The organism is Rhodococcus sp. AQ5-07, assembly GCF_009707305.1.
Lineage (GTDB): Bacteria > Actinomycetota > Actinomycetes > Mycobacteriales > Mycobacteriaceae > Rhodococcus_F > Rhodococcus_F erythropolis.
In genome coordinates this window covers 4,600,979-4,621,804 of the sequence record NZ_CP046099.1, presented here as the reverse complement: position 1 = coordinate 4,621,804, position 20,826 = coordinate 4,600,979, and the positions used below count along the sequence as shown (strand labels likewise).

Below are 20,826 nucleotides of genomic sequence, written 5' to 3'. Positions count from 1 at the left end.
ACTACACGGGCGCCACCGTTTTGGACTGCTGGATTGCGGACAGCACCCTGGTACGGCACTCGATGAACAGTGGGTCCGCCTTGGTGGTCAGTTGATCTCGAGCTCCGGTCAACGGGACGTCGACGATGTCCTGCATCAATGCCGGCGTTCCGCCGAGTACGACCACTCGATCGGACAGGTACACCGATTCGTCGACGTCGTGGGTGACCAGGAGGACGGTGATACCAAGATCACGTTGAAGCGTCAGCAGCAGGTCTTCGAGTTCCGCGCGGGTCTGCGCATCGACCGACGCGAAGGGTTCGTCCATGAGGAGTACCTGCGGCCGATAGGCGAGAGCGCGAGCTATCGCTACTCTCTGCTGCATTCCGCCGGACAACTGCCAGGGGTAGGAACGCGCAGCACCACCTAGACCGACAACGGCGAGTGCATCGGTAACCCTCTCGTTCTGAACCTTCCGCGCCAGACCGTTGCCCCGCAGCGGCAGGCGAACGTTCTCGCCCACTCGAAGCCACGGCATCAGTGTGCGTCCGTAGTCCTGTGACACGAGAGCCAGAGTGGCCGGCGGTGCATCGATCGCGATCCCGGCGATGCGGACCTCACCGGTGGTCGGCTTCTGCAGACCGGCGATGCAACGAATCAGCGTGCTTTTGCCGATGCCGGAATGGCCGACGATGCAGACGATTTCTCCCGGTGCGACCGTAAGGTCGATCCCGCGGAGCACTTCGCGGCCGGTGGGGCCGCCGTAGGTCACCCCGAGGCCGTTCAGTTCGACTGCGGGTATCGATGCCGCAGATTCTGTGGATGACATCAGTTTCCTTTCACTGCGAGAGCGTCGTGGGTCCGCGGCTGCCATCTGAGCAACCATCGTTCGATCACGCCGTATCCGAGGTTGAGCACGTATCCGATGATTCCCAGCAGGAGAATTCCGGACCACATGTCCGCGATGGCGAATGTCTGTTGCGCGACGATCACGAAGTGACCGATTCCTGCAGTGGAGACATACATTTCGCTGCCGACCATGATGACGACACCGATCGCGAGACTGGTACGGATGCCGACTGTTATCTGCGGCATCGCTCCGGGGAGGAGTACCTGCGTCACCAGGAGGGGTGTACGGATCCGGTAGCTGCGCGCCACCAATCGGATACTCGGGTCGATGGAGCGAATGCCGTCGAGGGTGTTGAGGAGTATCGGCCAGACCGCGCCGAAGGCGATGGCGGCAACGTTACCCGTCGAACCGGTTCCGAAAACGATGAAGAGGGCGGGCAATACGGCCAGCGCCGGAATGGCGCGGAAGAACTGGAGAAACGGATCGGCAATATCGGCAGCCAGCGGGAACAGGGCCAGCAGGAGACCGGCGCCGATGCCGACCACCAGTGCCACGGCAAGACCGAAGGCAAGGTTGGTCAAGCTCGGTACGACGTCGTGGGCGAATCCCGGACCGAACCAGTTGTCCACAAATGCTTTCCAGATACGCGACAGTGGCGGGAAGTAGGGCGACTTGCTCGACTCCGAACCGAAGTACCATACGACGACGATCAAGATCGGCAGCCACAACTCCCACGCGAGGAGTCGAAGTCCTGACATCATCTTCACGTCGTCATCCTCCTCGGGATGTAATGCCAAGCAAGTAAACGATTCTCGATCGCCATCACGGCGAAGGCGAGCAGCATTCCGAGGAGTCCGGCGACGATGATCAGTGCGAACATTCGATCGGGGACGGATTGGCTCAGCAGGATCTCCTTACCGAGTCCCGGCACGCCCGCGATCAATTCTGCACCGATGGTCAGCAGCAAGCTCAGTGTTGCCGAGATGCGAATCCCGGTGAAGATGTAGGGCATCGACGCCGGTGCGACGACGAGAGCGAGTCTGCGCCACAGCGGAAGTCGGAAGGATCGTGCGGTCGCCAGCAGATCCGGGTCGACGTTGCGCACACCGTGAATCGTCTGGAGCAGAATCGGCCACACACTTACTGCCACGATCAGCGCCACCGCCATCCGTTGCGTCGGGCCCATGATCAGCAGAAAGAGCGGAATGATTGCGAGCGGCGGAACGGTTCGGCAGAAGTCGATGACGAAACGGGAGGAGACCGTCAGGAACGGGTGCGCGGCGAGCAGCAGTCCTGCCGGGATCCCGACGACCAGGCACAGCGCCAATCCGATCGCTGTGGTGGTCACCGTTTGTCCCAGTGATGTCCACAACGAGGACGTGCCGAGTTCGTTCACAAGGGCCACTGCCACGTCGCTGAACTTCGGAATACCTTTGACGTCCTCGTCGCCGAGCATTCCGAAGATCTGCCAGGCGGCTGCCAACGCGAAGAGCGTCAGCAGCCGACCGAGCAGAACCTGCCTGCGGCGAGTCTGCAGGGTTGTCAAGGCGGACAACTCAGTTGGCCGGGGTCAGCAAGGAATCGGCCTCGACCGAATCCGTCAGTACCCCGTACTTGACCAGCAGTTCGATCTCCGTGCCGAGAGCACCCGGTTCCACTACTGCGACGAACTGAGGATTCTTGCTGTTGGCCAGCATTTCGAGCGGAATCTTGGCTTGTGTCGAGAGTGCAGCCTTGACGGCGCCCGGATTCTGATTGGCGTAGTCGACGGATTTGGCAAGCGCCGTGCGGAATTTGGCGAGTGAGTCCGGGTTCGCGTCGACAAACGATTCCGAAGCGACCAGCGAGGTCCCTGGCACACCGGGCGCGGCCAAGGGGAAGGGGTGGCCGAGGATCTTCAGCCCCGAGTCGGTTGCTTTGCTCAGGAACGGATCGATGAGGAATGCCGCATCGGCTCCGCCAGTGGAAACAAGGTCGCCGAGGTTGGGCATGGGCGCCTGAATGAACGAGATCTTGTCCGCTGCTCCACCGGACTTCTCCACCGCAGCAGAGATGACTGCCTCGCTGACGGACTTCAATCCGCTGATCGCAACGGTTTTGCCTTCGAGGTCACGGAAGCCGCTGATGGAACTGTCTTTGGCGACGACGAGGCCGGACTGGTCGACGCCGTCACTCGCGGCAAAATTCGTGAGTCCTCCGACGATGGTGACGGGCATGTTCTGGCTGCGTGCCTGAATTGCGGCGGCGGCGGTCGTGGCTGCCATATCTGCATTTCCGCTGAGCAGCAACGGAATTTGAGCCGAGGAACTGGCGCCGCCCTCGACGAGTTGGATGTCGAGTCCTTCGTCGGTGAAGTATCCCTGCTCCATTCCGAGCCAGATCGGTGCGAAGTCTGCGATCGGCTGAGGTGCGATTCGAATCGTGGTGGTCTGGGTGCCCCCGTCGTCGGAGGCCGTGGCGTCGCTCGAGCAGCCGGTCAGTGCCAATGCTGCGGTCGCGACCGCAGCTAGGGCAACAACTCTGAACCGTGGTGTCGACCGAAGGGTATGTCCAACCGTCATGTCCGAAAGCCTCTCGCTGGGAAAGATATGACTTCCTTGCCGGTAATCCGGTGGGAAGGTGAAGACGCTCAAAGAATTCCGTACGCCGGAACGATTGTTGTGACTATAGTAATTTCCAAGACGAATGCCAAGGGTTTTCCAAGAACACGAGATTTCGGATCGCCGGGTACATCCACGGCACCGGGAGGGGATCGGATGACGAAGGGTTCTGCGTCCGCCGTCGACAAAGCGCTGGATCTACTCGAGGCCATCGCGCGCTCGACCACGCCGATGAAGCTCAGCGAACTGGCAGAAGAAGTCGGGATGCTCCGCCCGACTGCGCACCGAGTGCTCGGAGAACTCGCGAACCGTGGTTGGGTCTTCCGCTACGACGGTCGCTATCTCCCCGGACCGGCTGCACTGCAGGTTTCCCACGAAGCGGCAGCGCACTCGTTGGCGGCCTTGTGCGATCCGACCATGCGGGTGCTGTCCGAGAGCACCGACATGATGGTGAATCTGCAGGTTCTCGAGAGCGGCGGAACGCGGATCATCGCGGCGCTGCGTCCCGAGAGACTCAAGATGATCACTCGGATGCTCGGGGATCTGCTTCCGCCGCACCGGTTCGCGGGTCCGCTCGCGTTGGTCGCGGCACTCGAGGACAACACCCGGGCGCCCTACCTGGCGATGGTGGAGAAGAGCGGCTATCCACTGGAAGGCCCCACCGGCTTTCTCGCCGACATAGCCGAGACGCAGAAAACCGGATTCGCCGTTGTACACAAACGATCTCAGGACATCATCGGTTCGGTCTCGCGTGCAGTGTCTTCCCGCAAGGGATCTCCGCTCTGCGCGTTGACGGTGATCGGGTTCGATACCGACTTCGATGCGAAAACGACGCGAATGGTCGAAGAACACCTGCTGCGGGCCACCGATGAAGTGCAGCAACTCCTCACTGACCACACTTCGGGCAAGCGCCCGTCCGACACAGGAGAAGAAGGATGATTTCACGGACCGAGGGCTTCATCACCGTCGCAGACGGCGAACGGGTCTGGTACGAGACTGCCGGCGAAGGCCCGGATCTGATTCTCACGCACGGTCTCGGCGGCAACGCCGCGGTCTGGTACCAACAGGTACCGTACTTCGCTCAGCATTATCGGGTAATCAGCTGGGATCAGCGAGGATTCGGCCGGTCCACCAACGAAAAGGGCAACCACGGCCCGGTAGCGGCAGTCTCGGATCTGATCGAAATCATGAACCTGTTGGAGGTCGATCGAGCGCACGTGGTCGGCCAGTCGATGGGCGGTTGGGCCGCATTGGGGACCGCGATCGCTGTTCCGGAGCGGGTGGAGTCGGTAGTCCTGGCCTGCACGACCGGCGGCATTCCCGTCGGATTCGGTCCGGACGGCGCACCTCCCCTCACCGCGGCGCCCGTCACGGCGCGGCCACTGGGGGAACACCCCGCTGTGGGCGGACGGTTGCCGAGCTTGGACATGGCGAGGGCATACCTGTACCAAGCTCTCGGCACCTTCGGTCATCGCCCACCTGACACCGAGTTCTTCCGAATTCTCAAGGCCCACAACTACTCGCCGAGCGATCTTGCCGCGGTGACGGCGCCGGTTCTGCTGATCGCGGGTGAGCTGGACGATTTGATGACACCCGAGCGGATTCGCAGCGCCGCCGAGTTCCTGCCCCACGCCGAAGTGGTCGAACTTGCCGACCGCGGCCACTCCCCCTACTTCGAGGACCCACACGCGTGGAACGAGTTGGTGGCGCACTTCCTGGCCGATGTTCGTGCCCGCCCAGTGCGCTGAAACGCCAACTCGTCACGCATATTCCAACTCCGAGGAGATCTAATGGATTCATCTCAGACCGTCGAGTTCATCCCACCCGCTTTCGATACGCCGTTCTCTACCGGAGTGCGCGTCGGAGACGTTCTGTATCTGTCGGGTCAGATCGGCATGCTCCCGGACGGGACTTTGGCCGACGGCTTCGAAGCGCAGGCTCGACAGACCATGGAGAACATCGTGGCTTCGCTGATCGCTTACGGTTCCGGCGTCGAAGCAATCTTCAAATGCACTGTCATGCTTGACGACATGTCTCGTTGGCAGGAGTTCAACAAGGTCTACCTCGAGTACTTCCCGGCGTCGAGACTGCCGGCCCGCAGTGCGTTCGGAACAGACGGACTGGCGCTGGGTGCGCACATGGAGGTCGAATGCATGGCGTACACACCGCGGGTCTGACTGCTCGCGGGCACTAGCCGTCCCAATCCACACGTTCAGCCAGGCGCAGCAATGTGCGTCGGCGCGTAGTGCTGGTTTCGCCGATGTGAGCGATCCGGCCGTAGATGTGGGCGCGGAAGTTCTCGATACCGTCCCGATTCTGTTCCTGCGCAGAAGTACTGGCGGCATTGTGCAGCAGGGCGCGCAAGCGATCGTAGTCGTCACGCGGATACGACGGTTGGTCGTTGATCACCAATCCGGTGAGGTGTTGGCGTCGATGAGGGCGCATCACCTTGGTCTTTCGTGGATGGATGGCAAACCCTTCGTCCCTGGCGATCTGCTCGACGCTCCAGAGGAGGGTTCCGACGTCGGCTACTTCGATTCCGGAGAACGCGAGGTCGTCGGCGTATCGGGTGTAGGTGAGCCAGTTTGCTTGTGCGAGTCCACTCAAGCGGATATCGAGTTTGCGCGCGACGAGATTCGCCAGTGCAGGCGAAGTTGGCGCGCCTTGCGGAAGATGCGCGGTGCGTAGCTGTGATGCCTGTGCATACGGTAGGCCGCGCAGGGTATCGGCAGGTGTTGCAACAGTGCACAATCCGGTGAGAACTCCTGCCACTGCGGGTGGATAGCCGAGGGCGGTGAAGACGGCGTGGACGCGGCTGCCGCTGATCGAGGGGAAGAACTGCGCGAGGTCCACACCGATCACGATTTCCGACTGTGCGTGCGGCGCTGTAAAAGTCAGAGGGCTTCGACCACGGACAAATCCGTGTGCCGCGTCGTGCGGGGGCACCAGGTCGAGTATGCGGCGCAGAATCTTGCGCTGAATTTCGCGCAATCGAGGTTTCGGTACCTCGAGGAGGCGAGCGCCGGTCTTCTTGCTGATCTGCATGGGCCGGTAGTGGCGTAGCGGTAGGGGTTTCGTGCGGAGCCATTCCCCTCGGTCGGCAAACCACTCGAGTTCGGAGATCGTCAGATCCAGTGAACGAGCCAGGTCCACACTGGTGTTGTAGCGGGGAACGTCGAACCGCCACACCGAGGATTCATTGGTGTCCAGTGAGAGAGGAACAGGCCGCAGGCGAGGTAGTTCGCGAAGCAATCGGTACAGAGTCTGCGGTTCGAACGGTGGGGCGGGCATGAGGTCGAGAACGCGCACGGCCAGAAGCGTCGGGGAAACGCCGAAGACGGTTCCGAATGCCTCCTCGAGGCCGCTGAGGGTCCACGGAGCGTCAGCAGCCGCAACGGCCAGACGACGCGCCAACTCGGGATCGAGCTCGAAGTCACGCATGATTCGACTCCGGGATGCGACGGGGCGGGGTGACCAAATCCTTTGTCCGGTGCGGCGGCAAGCACGCGGAGCGTGCCGAACGCCGGTGGACGCAGTATCCAATTCTTCTGGCCGACCCAGGGGTTACCCCTGAGACTGGTCGCGTGGACCAACTCTCACCCACGCGCCGCCGCATCCCTTCACAATGGCAGACCGTTCGGTATCTGTCACGTGTGAAGCGGATCTGTCAGGTGTGGGTTCTCAGATCGACGAACGATCCGAACCGACGAACTCGCTGATCCACGGCACGACTGCTTCACGGACGGTGACCGCCTTCGGCAGTAGTCCGTTGCTCAGCAGGAGATCGGCCGCGCGCTGCTGCTCGTCGAGGAACTCGTCGGTGACCGGGTTGACACCGAAAGGACGTCCGCGCAGTGCAGCTTCCCAGGCATCGAGGCTCGTGGACCCGCCACGCTTCTCGATGTCGTCGACGAAGATCTGCGCGGCTTCGCGGGGGTTGGCTTCGATCCAGGCGTCGGATTCCTGCAGGGCCTCGATGATCGCCTGGAGGGCCTCCGGGTTGGTATCCGCGAAATCGCGCCGGGTGAACCACAGTGAGGGGTGGCTGAAGAGTCCGTCGGTGGCGATCAGCGTGCGCAGTTCGTGGTTCGCTTCGATGTCCGTCAGCCCCGGGTACGCCCCTACCCAGGCATCGATGGTGCCGTCGACGAGGTCCGCTCCACCACCGCGCACGTCGGTATCGACGGGGACGATGTCGGACCAGGTCAGCCCCGCCTGATCCAAGGCGAACAACAAAAGTGTGGTCTGCCACGATCCGTGCGCGATGCCGACGCGCTTGCCGCGCAGGTCCTCTACCGTGTTGATCTCGGACTCTGCCTTGACTACCAGGCGCCCGTTCTCCACGCGGGGGCCGGAGATTCCGATGTAGACGAGATCGCGGCCCTGGGCCAAACCGGTGACGGGCGGCGTGAAGCCGGTTCCGATCACGTCGTATCCGCCCTCCTCGAACAGCCAGTCCGAGTGCAGGGTCGGCAAGGCGTTTTCCGGGTTCACTGCAGGCTTGGCGGGAAGCTCACGCAGGTCCACCCACTCGACGTCCGGGAGACGACGTTCGAGGATTCCGGTGTGGCGCAAAACGAACAGTGAATTGTTGTGTGGGAAGTATCCGACGCGAACGGTCATGAGATCTACGGTTTCCTGTTCTGAATCAGTGATGGGGGTGGCTAGATGAGGCCGCGTCGACGCGCCTCGTCGGCGAGTCCGCTACGGCCCCACTGGACGGCGAGGTTGGACGGATCGAATTCGACCGAACCGCCGAGGGTTTCGGCGGTCGCCTGGAACTGGGCGCCTTCCTCGAGGAGGACGACGAACTTCGCGAGGTCGAGCAACCCGCTGCGGCCGATGACGTTGACCCCGCCGTTGGCTTCGAAGATCGCCACCAGATCGGGATCGTGTTCGAGACGCTCGAGAATGAACTCGCCCGCAGACCGGGATCGATCGATGTGCGGCGGAATCTCTCGGGAGAGCGTCAGCCTCTGCGAAGCCGCATAGCGGATGGGTAGCGTCCGGTGTGTCTGTGCCCAACCGCCGAGCCACGGAGTGTGGATGTGGACGACGCTGGTGATTTCCGGATGCTCACGGAACACTGACGCGTAGCCGGTGACAAAACCAGCCGATCCGTTGCCGGACAGCACCTCTCCATCGAACGTAGCGACAACTGGTGACACCGACGGATCGTCCGCCCACGGTCCCGGGTCGTTCAGGGCGACCGCGATTTCGGTGCCGGGTACGCGTTCGACGAAGTTCACGGTCCCGTTGGCTGCAACCGTTCCGGTCTTGCGGAAGACGTCGAATGCCTTGTCTGCTGCTTTGCGCACTGCTTCGACGAATGCTGCGGTATCGGCGTCGAGTCGAGTTTCGGTGGTGGTCATCGAGTCTCCAGTCCAGAAGGTGTGATCGGGGTGCGCTGCAGGAGGGGAAGAACTTCTTCGCCGACGCGGTATGCCTCTTCGAGATGCGGGTTACCGGCGAGGATGAAGGCGTCGACGCCTAGTTCGCGCAGCTCGTCGAGTCTTTCGGCGACCTGTTCGTAGCTGCCGACCAGTCCGAACGCCGGTCCGCCACGGATGAGGCTGAAGCCACACCACACGTTGGGCTGTACTTCCAGATCTCGGTAACCCGTGATGTGTTCGGGCACCCACCCCTTGATGCGGGCGGCGCCCACCGAATCGCCCTGCGCTGCGCGGTCGGCGGCCCCCTTGTCGACGAAGGCCCAGCCTTTCTCGATCTCGGCCCACGCGGCTTCTTCGGTGTGCCGGGCAACGACGTCGATGCGTACGGCGAACTTCGGGGTGCGTCCCAGCTTGGCCGAGTTCTCCCGCACGCCGTCGATCTTGGCTCTCAGATCGGCGTACGGCTCCAGCCAGGAAAGGTAGTAATCGGAGTGCAGTCCGGCGGCGGCGACGGCTGCTGCCGAAGATCCGGAGAAGTACACCTCGGGAAACGGCTGGCAGGCAAGTCCGGGTGGAAGTGCAGCGCCGTGGGTTTGGAAGAAGCGACCGTCGAAGTCGAAAGGTTCGCCGTCCCACACACCCTTGAGGACATCGAGGAACTCGGATGTCCTGGTGTAGCGATCGTCGTGGTCGACTTTGTCGCCCCACCACAGCTGAGGCGCGCCGCCTCCACCACTGATGATGTTGTAAACCAGACGTCCGCCGGTTGCTCGCTGCAGACTGGCCGACATCCGCGCGGCCTGCACCGGGTGAAGGAACCCCGGTTGGAACGCGACCATGAAACGGTACGTGGTGGTCTCGGCGGCCAATGCTGCTGCGGTCGCCCACGGATCCTCGGTCATCGGGAAGGACGGCAGCAGTCCACCGAGGAAGCCGGCGGACTCGGAAGCCTTTGCCACTGCGGCCATGTGGTCGATGTAGCTGTATCCGTCCAACTCACCGCCGCGGATCGCGGGAGCGATGTTGCCCGGCCCGTATCCACCGGCATCGCCGCGGTTGTAGCGACGTGGAGTACGCAGCGACGCGTGGTCGCCTTCCATCCCGATCCGCCAATAGAAATCGATGCTCATACGGTGGCCTTCTCTTCTGTGGTGGCCTTCTCTTCCTTGCGGATCCGACCCTCGGGATCGACCAGGTGTAGGAGATGCTCGCCCGCGCGGTGCAGCTCTTCGATGTGTGGCCGACCGGACAGGACGAAACCGTCCACGCCGAGATCGCGATACGACGACAATCGCTGCGCCACTTCCTCGTAGCTTCCGACGAGGCCGATACTGTGCTCGTAGCCGATGCGGTCGAATCCGGACCACAGGATGCCGCCCCGATCGATCTCGAGTGCAGCGGAATCGGCCTCTCTCAGTTGCCGTTCGACGCGAGCCCAGGCTTCGTCGGCTGTCTCCCTCGCGATGATCGGGATGCGCAGGACCTTCTCGACGGTCCTGCCGAGTTCGGATGCTCGGTCGTCGAGGGTGGTGATCCGTGTCGACAACTCGTCACCGGCAAGGGTGAACTGATGGACATCGGCATGGTGGGCCGAGAGTTCCAGAGCTTCCGGTGAGTCTCCGGTCAGATGTACTCGGGGAAAGCGGAGTCCCGACAAGATGCCTCGGAATCCGCCGCCGAGTACGTCGTAGTATTCGCCGTCGAAGTCGTAACCCGTGCCGCCGAATCCGCCGGGGAGAATCTGTTCCTCGTTCCACACACCGCGTGCGACGGTCAGGAACTCCGCGGCGCGCGCGTAGCGGTCGGCTCCTCGAACCACGTCTCCGCGAGCAGCGGCGTCTTCGGGGTCCGTCTCTACCTTCACTCGCCATTCGAGACGACCTGCCGACAGGCGCTGAAGTGTGGCCGACATTTTGGCGGCGTAGACGGGGGTGCCGAAAGTGGGGTGAAACTCCACGACCACTCGCGAATGACGCGTCTGACGTAGGGCGGCGGCAGCAACGATCCAGGATTCTTCGCCATTCGGATCGTACGGTGCGACAACGCCGTCGACGCCCGACAGTTCGGCTGCGAGAACGATCTGTGCCAATTCGTCGAAGGGCCCGAAGTTTCCGGGGCGAACATCGGTCGCGACGGTAGTCGGTCGCTGTGGCCCGAAGCCGCCGCGACTGTTCAGCGCGGTCACGGCCCGGCGTCCGTCACCGCGCGAGGGCAGCTCCCAGTAGACGTCCGTCATTCTTCTGTGCCCTTCTGCGCGGCGACAAGTGCGCGTGCCTGTTCCAGTGGTTCGTGCGCCACCCAGGACTGCAGGTCGAAGTCGGCGGCAAGGAAGCCGTGCGCATACAGGAATTGTTTCTGCACGCCGAGCAGGTCCACACGCTCGTCCGACAGGCTCAAATGCAGTCCGGTGTGGAAGTTCTCGCCGTACGCTGCCACCACACCTTCGGGCCCGGACTGTGTTTCGGTCTGCAGCACGGCTCGGACCTCGTCGATATTGGCTGCGGCCCAGTCCGCCGCTCTCAGGCTCTCGGCGAGGAAACCGACGACGATGTCCGGGCGCTGTTCGAGTAGGTCGGCATGAACTGTGATCGGTCGTGGGGTGCCGTTGTTCACGCGATCACGTAGGGATGCAGTGGAATCGAGATCGACGGCCACGACGAGGCCGTGTTCGCGGGCAACTTCCTGGGCGCGGGCGCCCTTGACGTAGATGGCATCGACGTCGCCGCGGAGCAGGGATTCGACACCCCACGTCGTGTTGCGGGTGGACGAGGCGGTGCGGACCTCGGGGGCTGCGGTCGTCGCAACCTCGACGAGGGTGACGTCGGCAAAACTCAACTCGCCCAGTCGAAGTGCGGAGGCGAAGCCGTGCAGGGCCATGGCGCGAGGAAAGCTCCTGGCCTGATCCGCAGCCCAGGCCGGGATTCCGATCCGAGCGCCGGCCAGAAGACCTGCTTCTCGGATGTCGGAGTCTCCGCGCACCAGGATCGCCTGGGCCTCGTCGATCCAGGTGAGCCCGATGAGCCGCGTCGGAGAACCACTGGCACGCGCGGCCAGTGCGGGGACGTTGCCGCCTTCGCGAATGAGTCCGGAGAGGTGGTGATCGAAATGGCGCACTGCCAATTCCGGTCCGGCATCTTGCAGTACGCCGAAACGCACCCCGGATTCGTTTGCCGTCCGGTCGAGCCAACCGAGACTGTTGGCGAGACCGCTGGCGGTGGGAACGGGGCAGCGGGTGTACCAGAGTGTGTCGATTGCGGAATCAGCGATCAATGTCATGACTGTCCTGTCCGTCGGGGAAGGTGCGGCCGACACCGAGTTCCTTCAGGAAACTCGCTCGGTAGCGCAAAGATTCGGGATCGTTTCGATCGCGGGGGCGTGGCAGGTCGATGTCGACGTCCACGGCAAAACCGCCCTTGTCGAGGATGAGCACGCGGTCGGCAAGTCGTACGGCTTCGTCGACGTCGTGCGTGACGAGTAGTACAGCCGGACGGTGGCGGGCGACCAGATCGCCTACCAAGTCTTGCATTTGGAGCCTGGTCAAAGCGTCGAGGGCCGCGAACGGTTCGTCGAGCAGTAATAGTTCAGGTTCGCGAACGAGAGCGCGCGCCAATGCGACGCGTTGGGCCTCGCCGCCGGAGAGGGTGGCCGGCCAGGCTCGGTGCTTGTCCGCGAGGTTGACCTCGGAGAGTGCGTTGCGTGCATTGTCGGTCACCTGACGTGACCGCTTCTGTCCGACTGTGACATTGGCCAGAACTCGCTTCGACGGTATCAATCGCGGTTCCTGGTAGACGACCGTGCGGTCGCGCGGAACCAGCACCTCGCCGCTGTCCGGTGCTTCCAAACCGGAGAGCACTCGCAACAGGGTCGTCTTGCCGGTGCCGCTGGGGCCGAGGAGAACGACGAACTCTCCGCGTGTGATCTCGAGGTCGATACCTCCCAGAACAGTCTTGTCACCGAACGACTTCCGCACTCCGGTGAGTGAGACTGCCACTGGTGATCCGGCTCGTCGTTCGGCCGCGGTGGTACCGGTCCGCTCACGCGTTGCCAACGGTGGTAGAGGTGCTTCGGTGGTCGGCAGCGAGCCGACGGTCGTGTTCGTCATCGCGCCACCGACAATCTCCGCCACGGCATGGAGTACCGCTCGATCAGCCTGACCACGGCGTCGAAGATGAGACCCAGCGCCGCGTACATGACGATGCACAGAACCATGTAGTCGGTGCGGTTGTATTCCTGCGCGAGGGTGACCAGGTATCCGATCCCCTCACGTGTGCCGACCTGCTCGGCGGCGATCAATCCGGTGATGCTGAGCGACAGGCAGATTCGAAGCCCCATCAGAACACCGGGGAGGGCGGTCGGAAGAATCGCTCCGAACACCAGTCGCCAACCTGTCAGTCCGAAACCCTGTGCCGCTTCCACCATCTTGCGATCGACCCCGCGCACACCGAGGTAGGTGTACGCGTACATGGGGGCGACGGTGGCGACCGCGATCAGGACCACCTTGAAAGTTTCGTCGATACCGAACCAGGCGATGAACAACGGAACGAGCGCGAGGAACGGAACCGCGCGGTTGATCTGCATGGTCGAGTCGATCAGTTCTTCGCCGAGCGAGGAGAGACCGGAGAGAACCCCGAGCACCAATCCGACGATCACACCGACCGAAACACCGAGTGCAGCACGTTGAAGCGACGCGAGACCGAAGTCGACCAACTGACCCGACTGGTACAGCTCGGCGAATGCCGTCCACACCGCCGGAGGTCCGGCCAGGATCTCTTCGCGGATCAGTCCGGTAGCGGATCCGATCCACCATCCGGCAACCAGCAGCGCGGGCACGAGGAAGCGGAGGGGGATCGAGACCCACTTGGGCCTGCTGCGATTGCGCCGGTAGCGGGGCGTTTCGAGTTGCGGATGCTCCACTGACGGCGACGCCGTTCGTGCGGGCCGGGTCAGCGTCACCATCGGGTCACTTCCCCTCGGTGGTGGGCGCTGCCGCTGCCGAACCTGCCACAGCACCCTGGAGGTCGAAGATCACGTCGCTGCCCTTGAGGGGCTGCTGGATCACCTTGTTCTCGGCGAACAGTGTGGAGATAGATTCGAGGTCGGTGGCATCCGCTGCAGTCGGATAGCGGAAGTTGGTGATCTGGCCGCCCAGGGTGATCGCGTCGTCGAGCCGCTGTCCGGAGAGTGCACGCGGACCGGTCTGTTCGAAGACGTTCTCGAAGGCTGCTGGGTCGGCCTGCTGCTTCGCGGTGAGTTCCTGGGTGACCTCGAGGAACTTCTGGACCACCTCGGGATGCGCTTCGAGTACTGCGGTGCGGCCGGCGATGATGGTGCTGTCCACGGAGTCGATGCTCGCCTCGGTTGCGATCTCGACCGCGCCCTTGGCCTTGGCCTCCTGATACGGAATCAGGAACGATGCCCACGCGTCGACCTGCCCGGTGGAGAACGCCGACGCCGCGTCAGCCTGTTGCAGCGGAACACGTTCGACGGAATCGATCGGCACTCCGGCCTGCGTCAGGGCCTTGAGCGTGATGTACTCGCCCTTACCTGCAGGGTTGACGGCGATGCGCTTGCCGGCCAGATCTGCGACGGTCTTGATTCCGGATTCCGGAGTGGCGATGATGCCGGCCTGGTCCTTGTTGTACGGGTCGGACGTGGCGAAGATGCGGACACCCACGTCCTTGGACAGTGCGCCGACGACGGGACTGTATGCGCCGGTTTGGATGTCGAGTTCTCCGCTGTTGAACAGTTTGAGGTTGGAGCTGAATCCCGGTGTGGTCTTGACCCATTCGATCTTTGCGCCCAGCGGTGCCAGCGCCTCGTCGTAGGTTCCGTCACGCTTGCCGACGGCGATGGCACCGGAGTTTCCGGGATCGAAGACTTTGAGCGTGAAGTCGGCGCTGGAATTGCCTGCGGCGCTGTCGGAATCGGAAGACCCACACGCCACCGCCAACCCGGCCAGCGGGATCATGGCGAGCGCAGCGGCAGCTCGTGGCAGTCGGCGGAAGCGGGACATGTATGTGGCTCCTTCAGGCGTTGATTCGTCAGAACTGACGACGATGACGCTATTGGGTGCGTGTCTGTTTTACCCCCGTTTGTTTTCTGGAGATTGGAAATCTTGACAACATCGGAAGTCTGTTCATCTGGGCTTTTGTGGGTCCGCGTCTGGTTCCTTTCCGCCTGATGGAAAGGATGGCCGGACTGCTGGGTCCGTGTTAGCGTCCGATTCTCAGGTCGATCAGGCCACAGCGAAAGGATCGTTCGTGACGGACGCACGCGGCGCGGGAGTTCAGACGGTAACTCGTGCCCTGACCATGCTCACATGTTTTCGCAGTGGCGAAGAACTGGGAGTCTCGGAAGTTGCGCGGCGACAAGAGCTTGCGGTCAGCACCACGCATCGATTGCTGCAGTCGCTCGTCGACGCGGGGTTCCTCGAGAAGGACGACGCAACCAGTCGGTATCGCATCGGCGCGGCGCTGGCGGCCTACGGACAGGTCTCCTACCGGCAGCATCGGATCTATCTGTCCGAGCCCTATTTGGAGCAATTGGCCGCGACGACAGGAGCATCCGCCTCCCTGGCAGTGCGAAGTGGAAGTGAGGTGGTGTTGCTCGGATTCAGTCGGTGGCGCGAGGCCGACGGGCACGTGCTCCAGGGTGTCCGCCTTCCCTTGCATGCGAGCGCACTCGGGAAAGCGTTTCTGGCGTGGTCCGATGTCGACGATTCCGAGCTCGCTGCGCTGCCACGTGAAGCGACCACTCAGCGTGCGATCACCGATGTTGCCGGTATCCGCCGGGAATTGGAACTGACTCGTGAGCGAGGATACGGATTCAACGACGAGGAGTTGACCCCGGATTACCGAACGATCGGAATTCCGATCATCGATGGATCCGGTACTGTGCGTTACGCTCTCGGGCTTCGTGGTCCGGTCGAGCTGATGATCGACGAACGGATTCCGTTCCTCGCCGACCTTGCCAAGGTGACTGCGCGACAGATCGGTGAAGTGCTTCTCTGAACTGGCGTGAAGTGCTTGTGGCAGATCCGGCCGAACGTGATTACCGTTGAAGCCGAGGGCGCGATCGCACAATGGCTACGCGACGTGACCGCGTCCTCGCGAGCGTGGAGACGAGTGATGACGACGATCGGTGTCGTTGCCCTGGTGCTGGGCGTCCTGTTGATCGTGGTCGAGGCGCATGCCCCAACCGCGGGGGTGCTCGGTGTGCTTGGAGCACTCATGATCGGTGCCGGCGTCTGGATGCTTTTCACATCCGACGGTATCGGGCAATTGATCGCGATCCCGGTGACGGCGGGGGTCGCGGTAGTCGGCCTGGGCGTGGTGGCGGTAGCGAGTCGAAAAGCGCTTACCGCGCGCCGCGCGCCCGTGCGTACCGGAACGGAATCTCTTGTCGGCTCCGACGCGACCGTTCGCAGTTGGACCGGCGCGCAGGGGCAGGTCGAGCTTGACGGCGGATTATGGAGTGCTCGAATGGAATTCGGGTACGACGACTCTGTGCCTGCCGTGGGCGAATCCGTCGTCGTAGAGCAGGTACGAGGCCTGACTCTGAAAGTGCGCCGTCGTGAACCGTGGGAGCTGCCGCTATGACCACCGTGCTTGTCGTGTTGTTCGTGTTTGTCGTGCTGATTGCAGTCCTTGTGGGAATGTCGGTGAGAGTTCTGCGCGAGTACGAGCGCGCGGTGGTGTTCCGCCTCGGCCGATTGATCACCTTGAAAGGCCCAGGCCTGGTGATTCTGGTGCCGGCGATCGATCGCATGGAACGGGTCAGTCTGCGAACCGTCACGCTGAAAATACCGGTCCAAGAAGTGATTACCCGCGACAATGTTCCTGTGAAGGTCACCGCCGTCACGTACTTTCGGGTCGTCGACGCTGACCGTTCGATAGTCGAAGTCGAGGACTTTCTGGCCGCCACCTCACAGATCGCCCAGACCACACTGCGCTCCATCCTCGGTAAAGCTGAGCTGGACTCGCTGCTATCCGAACGTGAACGCCTCAACGAGGATCTGCAGAAAGTCATCGACCAGCAGACCGAACCGTGGGGCGTCAAGGTCACGACCGTCGAGATCAAGGACGTCGAGATTCCAGCCAACATGCAGCGCGCCATCGCCAGGCAAGCAGAGGCCGAACGTGAACGTCGGGCCAAGATCATCAACGCCGACGCAGAGTTTCAGGCTTCGGCCAAGCTCGCCGAGGCGGCCGAGGTGATCAGCCGCAATCCGACCACCCTGCAATTGCGATATCTGCAGACACTTCACGAGATCGGTAGCGAGAACAACTCCACCGTTGTCTTCCCCTTGCCGCTGGATCTTGTCCGGCCCTTCATGGGCGGCCAAGCGGAGGTTTCCACAGCCACCCAAGATCATGCCCGTTCTGTCTGGAATGCGAAAGTTGTTGATTAGCAGCTAGTTTCATTCCGTTTTTCTCTTGTATTCGAAACTATGTTCGAATATGATTGCTGCATGGACAGTCGGGATGCGTGGCAGCTGGATGGTGAGGACCTCAAGGGTGAGGTTCTGGATCTGGTGCGTGTCCGGCACGAGTTGCAGTCGCGGTTGGTGTTGCTGATCGTGGAGATGTTTTCCCGGGAGGTTCTCGGTGGGAAGGGTTTTCGGGCGATCGCGCAGTGGTTGCATGGTTCGACGAATTTGGAGATCGGTGAGTGCAGTCTGCTGGTCGGGTTGGCGCGGTTGTTGATGCTCGAACCTGTTGTCGCGGATGCGTTTCATCGTGGTGATGTGGATGCGTTGAAGGCGCGTCAGGTGGCGTCGTTTTGTCAGCATCCGCCGAAGAACATGACGCTGGCGGATGTGGACAAGGCCCGAGGGATTCTGCTTGGCCTGGCGTCGAAGAACATTGCCGATTGTGATGCGGTGCGGGCGGCGATTCGGCGGATCGAGAAGCAGTACGGCAAGCGTGAGGATGGTGTTCCGGTCGGGGAGGATTCGGAGCGCAACGAGTTTTACGCCTCGAAAGGCTTGTACGGGCGTGTGTCTGTGAAGGGTGACTTGGATGCTGTGAACGGGGCCCGTCTGATCACGTTGTTGTCGAGTTTGTCGGCGCCGACGCCGGAGAAGGACGGTGTGAAGGACACGCGTACTCCGGCATTACGGCGTGCGGACGGGTTTTGCGAGTTGTTGCGCCGGTATGAGCGGGCGGGGTTGGGTCCGATCGAAGGCGGCGTGAAACCACACATCACGGTCACCGCGTCGGCAAAAGATATGACAGATCTGCAAGCGTTGAAAGACCTCCTGCCGTCGACGGAGGAACTGGGGTTCGCGTGGACGGATTGGGTAGGTCCGATCAGTATCGATACTGCCCGGATGCTGGCGTGCGACTGCACCGTGACGCGGATCTTGTTGGATGAGAACGGTGTTCCGCTCGACTGCGGTAAGGAAGCGAGAACGGCGACTGTTCCGCAGCGCCGGGCTCTTGCGGTTCGGGATGGCGGGTGTGCGTTTCCGGGGTGTGGGACGCCGTCGGGGTGGTGCGATGCTCATCATATTGTTCACTGGGGTGATGGTGGCCCAACGGATCTCGACAATCTGATCTTGTTGTGCGGTCATCACCATCGGACGCTGCACCACACGGAGTGGCGGGTGGAGATCGGCCCGGATCGGAGGACGGTGTTCTATCCGCCGATGTCGGTTGACCCGTATCAGCACCCGATCGGCGGGAACAGCCCACCTACAGCAGCCTGAACGGGCGCAACTGAATACGTACACACCGGGGCATAGCCATGCCCCGGTGCGAGCTGCGTTTGTCGGAGTCGCGTGTGCGGTCAGAGCATCGTCGAGATATGGTCCGGAAGCGCGACACCTGAGTCGAGATCCTCGGACGGGATCGGTTCACCGAAGTGCGTAGCTGCGGGAACTACTCCAGCCCAAACGGTTTCGACACCAATGTCGGCGGCATCGTCGCCGGGGCCGCCGGTGCGGGCCTTGACGGAAGCCTCGTACAACGGCAGGGCAAGAACGATGGTTGCCGCCATTTCCTTGCGCGTGTGATCCCGCAAGTGTTGGGAACGTCCGGGAACCACCTGGTCGACGATCAGATTCAAAGCCTTCACTCGCTCGTCGCCGTCGGTCACGACTCGAGGTGATCCGATGATGACGCCGCTGCGGTAGTTCATCGAGTGGTGGAAGCCCGACCGCGCCAACACGAGCCCGTCGAGGATCGTGATGGTGATGCAGATTTCGCTGTCGGGAGCCAAGCTTCGCGAGGCCACCGAGCCGTGAACATAAATAGACCCGCCGCGGTCAGGGCCGTCGAGGTCGAACCCGTACGCGGTGGGGAACACCATGGGAACTCCGCCGACGTTCACGCCCATGTGGCACAGCTTCGCGGACTGCAAGACGTCGACGAGTGCCGCGCGTTCTGCGACGCCGTGGTGGCGGGCGCGCTTGTGCGTCGTACGTGCTGTCGGAGACAGCGGAGTAGGTGCAGTGGGGGCAGGAGCAGGGGCAGCAAAGACAACGGAATCTGTCATGCAGACAATGCTGGTGGCAAAGTGGCTTTAAGTCATGGTCCAATCAGTGGAGACTTCGATAGGCCACTTCGATTTGCCACTTCCGAGAGGGTTCTGAATGTTTCTTCCTTCGGCGGTAGCCGTCGTCCTCGACCGGACAGATCGGCGGGCGCTCCCGATCCAGATTGCCGACCACCTCAGAGCTGATATCCGTAGTGGTAAGGCGGCAGTGGGACTGAGGTTACCCAGCTCCCGGAAGCTGGCGGCGGAGCTGGAGGTGGCGCGGGGCGTCGTGGAACGGGCGTATGAGCAGTTGATCGCCGAGGGTTGGCTTGTCGCTGTGCACGGCTCGGGTACCTTCGTTGCCGAGGCGCCCTCTCCCGTGGTCACTCCCACGACTACACCGAAGAAGACCGCCGACAAGATGTCGCCCAGGGTGCAGCTCCGGCCAGGCGTGCCGTGGACGCCGCCGCGTGCATCGGCAGCGTGGCGGCGGGCGTGGCGTGACGTCGGGTCCAAACCGCCACCATTCGAGGATCCCGATCCTGCGGGTGACTACGAATTGCGTTCGGCACTCTCGGAATTGCTGGCAAGAGCCCGCGGAATGTCGGTTGAACCCGAGAGAATCCTGATCACCTCAGGTGCCACGCATGGTCTCGGCCTCGCCCTGTCGGCTCTGCGTACCCGTGGTGCTGTTCTGGCGATGGAAGATCCCGGATACCGGTATGCGTCCTCGGCCGCAACAGCCTGTGGATGGTCGCTGCTCGACGTGCCCGTCGACGCTCATGGTCTCTGTGTCGACCAACTCGAAACGGCGTCGGAGGGCGTCCGCGGTGTGTATGTGACACCGTCCCATCAGTATCCGACGGGTGGGCTGCTTCCGGTAGGTCGGCGCAACCAGTTGATCGAGTTCGCACGCGCCCGCGACGTCGTCCTGTTCGAGGACGATTACGACTCCGAATTCCGTTACGATGTAGCGCCTTTGCCTGCGCTCGCCCAGTTGGCTCCTGATCGGGTGGTGTATCTCGGAACGGTCGCCAAGACGCTCGGCGCCGGAATTCGATTGGGCTGGTTGGTAGCTCCCCTCGACCTGGTCGACCGCATAGCATTACACCGCAAGCGAATCGGCGACTTCCCGTCGGTTCCGTTGCAGCAAGCACTCCTGTCCCTGCTCCGTGACGGCGAATGGGATCGGGCGGTACGTACCGCCCGGCGCAGGTACCGGGAGCGCGATCGGGCGGTCGAGGAAGCGCTGTCATCGTTCGGTGAACTGCGGGGTCTCGGCGCCGGCATGCACACGACGCTCATGCTCGACGCGGATCTGGCAGCCACCGTCGCTCGCGAGGCACTTGAACACGGCGTCGAAGTGCCCACCCTGGTCGAGTCCACCCGAACGCACGGAGACCCCGGCGGATTGGTCATCGGCTACGGGCGAGTGGAATCCGCGGACCTCGAATATTCGCTCGAGGTGATAGCCGAGTGCCTCGCACGTCACAGCGCGTGAAGTCTCGTTGATCGGGAGTGCGGC

At 62.6% G+C, this 20,826-nt stretch carries 22 protein-coding genes; 8 read left to right on the top strand and 14 right to left on the bottom strand.

The window, feature by feature from the left end; translation table 11 throughout:
• Position 1 precedes the first annotated feature (1 nt).
• Genes GJB56_RS21615 through GJB56_RS21600 form a run of 4 tightly spaced genes read right to left on the bottom strand, consistent with a single transcriptional unit; the run spans position 2 to position 3,390 of the window.
• On the bottom strand, positions 2 to 808 hold the full coding sequence (locus GJB56_RS21615; RefSeq protein WP_021334430.1) for an ABC transporter ATP-binding protein: 807 nt from the start codon (positions 806 to 808) through the stop codon (positions 2 to 4).
• A complete protein-coding gene (locus tag GJB56_RS21610) occupies positions 808 to 1,590 on the bottom strand; it encodes an ABC transporter permease (RefSeq protein WP_202022878.1) in 783 nt (260 codons plus the stop codon). Before GJB56_RS21610 ends, GJB56_RS21615 begins: the two co-directional genes overlap by 1 nt.
• Before the next feature lie 2 nt (positions 1,591 to 1,592).
• Entirely contained in the window at positions 1,593 to 2,375 is a 783-nt protein-coding gene (locus GJB56_RS21605) for an ABC transporter permease (protein ID WP_195849555.1), read from the bottom strand.
• 10 nt (positions 2,376 to 2,385) lie between these two features.
• Positions 2,386 to 3,390: an ABC transporter substrate-binding protein gene (locus GJB56_RS21600; protein WP_029256745.1), complete on the bottom strand. Its 1,005-nt coding sequence runs from the start codon at positions 3,388 to 3,390 to the stop codon at positions 2,386 to 2,388.
• 195 nt (positions 3,391 to 3,585) lie between these two features.
• On the opposite strand from GJB56_RS21600, the gene GJB56_RS21595 reads away from it, so the two are divergent.
• From GJB56_RS21595 to GJB56_RS21585, 3 genes are read left to right on the top strand one after another with little or no spacing between them, the layout of a single operon-like run.
• A complete protein-coding gene (locus GJB56_RS21595; protein WP_019746079.1) occupies positions 3,586 to 4,368 on the top strand; it encodes an IclR family transcriptional regulator in 783 nt (260 codons plus the stop codon).
• A complete protein-coding gene (locus GJB56_RS21590) occupies positions 4,365 to 5,177 on the top strand; it encodes an alpha/beta fold hydrolase (protein WP_020909738.1) in 813 nt (270 codons plus the stop codon). Before GJB56_RS21595 ends, GJB56_RS21590 begins: the two co-directional genes overlap by 4 nt.
• Before the next feature lie 42 nt (positions 5,178 to 5,219).
• Complete coding sequence (locus tag GJB56_RS21585; RefSeq protein WP_003946047.1) at positions 5,220 to 5,606, top strand: RidA family protein; 387 nt, start codon at positions 5,220 to 5,222, stop codon at positions 5,604 to 5,606.
• 13 nt (positions 5,607 to 5,619) lie between these two features.
• On the opposite strand, the gene GJB56_RS21580 is transcribed toward GJB56_RS21585, so the two are convergent.
• From GJB56_RS21580 to GJB56_RS21540, 9 genes are all read right to left on the bottom strand, one after another.
• Positions 5,620 to 6,870, bottom strand: a complete 1,251-nt coding sequence (locus tag GJB56_RS21580; protein ID WP_113682839.1) for a reverse transcriptase family protein — start codon at positions 6,868 to 6,870, stop codon at positions 5,620 to 5,622.
• Between the two features lie 240 nt (positions 6,871 to 7,110).
• Complete coding sequence (locus GJB56_RS21575; protein ID WP_113682838.1) at positions 7,111 to 8,052, bottom strand: ABC transporter substrate-binding protein; 942 nt, start codon at positions 8,050 to 8,052, stop codon at positions 7,111 to 7,113.
• A gap of 41 nt (positions 8,053 to 8,093) precedes the next feature.
• Complete coding sequence (locus tag GJB56_RS21570) at positions 8,094 to 8,801, bottom strand: class II aldolase/adducin family protein (RefSeq protein WP_113682837.1); 708 nt, start codon at positions 8,799 to 8,801, stop codon at positions 8,094 to 8,096.
• The gene (locus GJB56_RS21565) at positions 8,798 to 9,952 is read right to left on the bottom strand and encodes an LLM class flavin-dependent oxidoreductase (RefSeq protein ID WP_113682836.1); all 1,155 of its coding nucleotides are present in this window, start codon (positions 9,950 to 9,952) and stop codon (positions 8,798 to 8,800) included. Before GJB56_RS21565 ends, GJB56_RS21570 begins: the two co-directional genes overlap by 4 nt.
• Positions 9,949 to 11,058, bottom strand: coding sequence for an LLM class flavin-dependent oxidoreductase (locus GJB56_RS21560; RefSeq protein WP_113682835.1), 1,110 nt, complete (start codon positions 11,056 to 11,058; stop codon positions 9,949 to 9,951). The genes GJB56_RS21565 and GJB56_RS21560 overlap by 4 nt, the downstream gene beginning before the upstream one ends.
• Positions 11,055 to 12,098, bottom strand: coding sequence for an ABC transporter substrate-binding protein (locus GJB56_RS21555; RefSeq protein WP_019746073.1), 1,044 nt, complete (start codon positions 12,096 to 12,098; stop codon positions 11,055 to 11,057). Before GJB56_RS21555 ends, GJB56_RS21560 begins: the two co-directional genes overlap by 4 nt.
• Positions 12,082 to 12,924 (bottom strand): ABC transporter ATP-binding protein, encoded by an 843-nt coding sequence (locus tag GJB56_RS21550; RefSeq protein ID WP_031332129.1) that lies wholly within the window; start codon positions 12,922 to 12,924, stop codon positions 12,082 to 12,084. The genes GJB56_RS21555 and GJB56_RS21550 overlap by 17 nt, the downstream gene beginning before the upstream one ends.
• Positions 12,921 to 13,778, bottom strand: coding sequence for an ABC transporter permease (locus tag GJB56_RS21545; RefSeq protein WP_019746071.1), 858 nt, complete (start codon positions 13,776 to 13,778; stop codon positions 12,921 to 12,923). The genes GJB56_RS21550 and GJB56_RS21545 overlap by 4 nt, the downstream gene beginning before the upstream one ends.
• 4 nt (positions 13,779 to 13,782) lie before the next feature.
• A complete protein-coding gene (locus tag GJB56_RS21540; RefSeq protein ID WP_019746070.1) occupies positions 13,783 to 14,835 on the bottom strand; it encodes an NrtA/SsuA/CpmA family ABC transporter substrate-binding protein in 1,053 nt (350 codons plus the stop codon).
• Between the two features lie 247 nt (positions 14,836 to 15,082).
• Here GJB56_RS21540 and GJB56_RS21535 point away from each other — a divergent pair, with 247 nt between their 5' ends.
• From GJB56_RS21535 to GJB56_RS21520, 4 genes are all read left to right on the top strand, one after another.
• Positions 15,083 to 15,832, top strand: coding sequence for an IclR family transcriptional regulator (locus tag GJB56_RS21535; protein ID WP_020971387.1), 750 nt, complete (start codon positions 15,083 to 15,085; stop codon positions 15,830 to 15,832).
• Between the two features lie 117 nt (positions 15,833 to 15,949).
• Positions 15,950 to 16,420, top strand: coding sequence for an NfeD family protein (locus GJB56_RS21530; protein ID WP_020971386.1), 471 nt, complete (start codon positions 15,950 to 15,952; stop codon positions 16,418 to 16,420).
• Entirely contained in the window at positions 16,417 to 17,232 is an 816-nt protein-coding gene (locus GJB56_RS21525; RefSeq protein WP_113682834.1) for a slipin family protein, read from the top strand. Before GJB56_RS21530 ends, GJB56_RS21525 begins: the two co-directional genes overlap by 4 nt.
• 60 nt (positions 17,233 to 17,292) lie before the next feature.
• A complete protein-coding gene (locus tag GJB56_RS21520) occupies positions 17,293 to 18,531 on the top strand; it encodes an HNH endonuclease signature motif containing protein (protein WP_113682903.1) in 1,239 nt (412 codons plus the stop codon).
• Between the two features lie 80 nt (positions 18,532 to 18,611).
• Here the strand turns inward: GJB56_RS21520 and GJB56_RS21515 are convergent, their stop codons facing one another.
• On the bottom strand, positions 18,612 to 19,319 hold the full coding sequence (locus GJB56_RS21515) for a pyridoxamine 5'-phosphate oxidase family protein (protein WP_113682833.1): 708 nt from the start codon (positions 19,317 to 19,319) through the stop codon (positions 18,612 to 18,614).
• Positions 19,320 to 19,416: 97 nt separating this feature from the next.
• On the opposite strand from GJB56_RS21515, the gene pdxR reads away from it, so the two are divergent.
• Complete coding sequence (gene pdxR, locus GJB56_RS21510; protein ID WP_113682832.1) at positions 19,417 to 20,802, top strand: MocR-like pyridoxine biosynthesis transcription factor PdxR; 1,386 nt, start codon at positions 19,417 to 19,419, stop codon at positions 20,800 to 20,802.
• Positions 20,803 to 20,826 lie beyond the last annotated feature (24 nt).

What these genes read in the sequence shown, in the direction of transcription:
- GJB56_RS21615 (WP_021334430.1), bottom strand. Translation starts at nt 808, where the DNA reads ATGTCATCCACAGAATCTGCGGCATCGATACCCGCAGTCGAACTGAAC.
- GJB56_RS21610 (WP_202022878.1), bottom strand. Translation starts at nt 1,590, where the DNA reads ATGATGTCAGGACTTCGACTCCTCGCGTGGGAGTTGTGGCTGCCGATC.
- GJB56_RS21600 (WP_029256745.1), bottom strand. Translation starts at nt 3,390, where the DNA reads ATGACGGTTGGACATACCCTTCGGTCGACACCACGGTTCAGAGTTGTT.
- GJB56_RS21595 (WP_019746079.1), top strand. Translation starts at nt 3,586, where the DNA reads ATGACGAAGGGTTCTGCGTCCGCCGTCGACAAAGCGCTGGATCTACTC.
- GJB56_RS21590 (WP_020909738.1), top strand. Translation starts at nt 4,365, where the DNA reads ATGATTTCACGGACCGAGGGCTTCATCACCGTCGCAGACGGCGAACGG.
- GJB56_RS21585 (WP_003946047.1), top strand. Translation starts at nt 5,220, where the DNA reads ATGGATTCATCTCAGACCGTCGAGTTCATCCCACCCGCTTTCGATACG.
- GJB56_RS21580 (WP_113682839.1), bottom strand. Translation starts at nt 6,870, where the DNA reads ATGCGTGACTTCGAGCTCGATCCCGAGTTGGCGCGTCGTCTGGCCGTT.
- GJB56_RS21575 (WP_113682838.1), bottom strand. Translation starts at nt 8,052, where the DNA reads ATGACCGTTCGCGTCGGATACTTCCCACACAACAATTCACTGTTCGTT.
- GJB56_RS21570 (WP_113682837.1), bottom strand. Translation starts at nt 8,801, where the DNA reads ATGACCACCACCGAAACTCGACTCGACGCCGATACCGCAGCATTCGTC.
- GJB56_RS21565 (WP_113682836.1), bottom strand. Translation starts at nt 9,952, where the DNA reads ATGAGCATCGATTTCTATTGGCGGATCGGGATGGAAGGCGACCACGCG.
- GJB56_RS21560 (WP_113682835.1), bottom strand. Translation starts at nt 11,058, where the DNA reads ATGACGGACGTCTACTGGGAGCTGCCCTCGCGCGGTGACGGACGCCGG.
- GJB56_RS21555 (WP_019746073.1), bottom strand. Translation starts at nt 12,098, where the DNA reads ATGACATTGATCGCTGATTCCGCAATCGACACACTCTGGTACACCCGC.
- GJB56_RS21550 (WP_031332129.1), bottom strand. Translation starts at nt 12,924, where the DNA reads ATGACGAACACGACCGTCGGCTCGCTGCCGACCACCGAAGCACCTCTA.
- GJB56_RS21545 (WP_019746071.1), bottom strand. Translation starts at nt 13,778, where the DNA reads ATGGTGACGCTGACCCGGCCCGCACGAACGGCGTCGCCGTCAGTGGAG.
- GJB56_RS21540 (WP_019746070.1), bottom strand. Translation starts at nt 14,835, where the DNA reads ATGTCCCGCTTCCGCCGACTGCCACGAGCTGCCGCTGCGCTCGCCATG.
- GJB56_RS21530 (WP_020971386.1), top strand. Translation starts at nt 15,950, where the DNA reads ATGACGACGATCGGTGTCGTTGCCCTGGTGCTGGGCGTCCTGTTGATC.
- GJB56_RS21525 (WP_113682834.1), top strand. Translation starts at nt 16,417, where the DNA reads ATGACCACCGTGCTTGTCGTGTTGTTCGTGTTTGTCGTGCTGATTGCA.
- GJB56_RS21520 (WP_113682903.1), top strand. Translation starts at nt 17,293, where the DNA reads ATGGACAGTCGGGATGCGTGGCAGCTGGATGGTGAGGACCTCAAGGGT.
- GJB56_RS21515 (WP_113682833.1), bottom strand. Translation starts at nt 19,319, where the DNA reads ATGACAGATTCCGTTGTCTTTGCTGCCCCTGCTCCTGCCCCCACTGCA.
- pdxR (WP_113682832.1), top strand. Translation starts at nt 19,417, where the DNA reads ATGTTTCTTCCTTCGGCGGTAGCCGTCGTCCTCGACCGGACAGATCGG.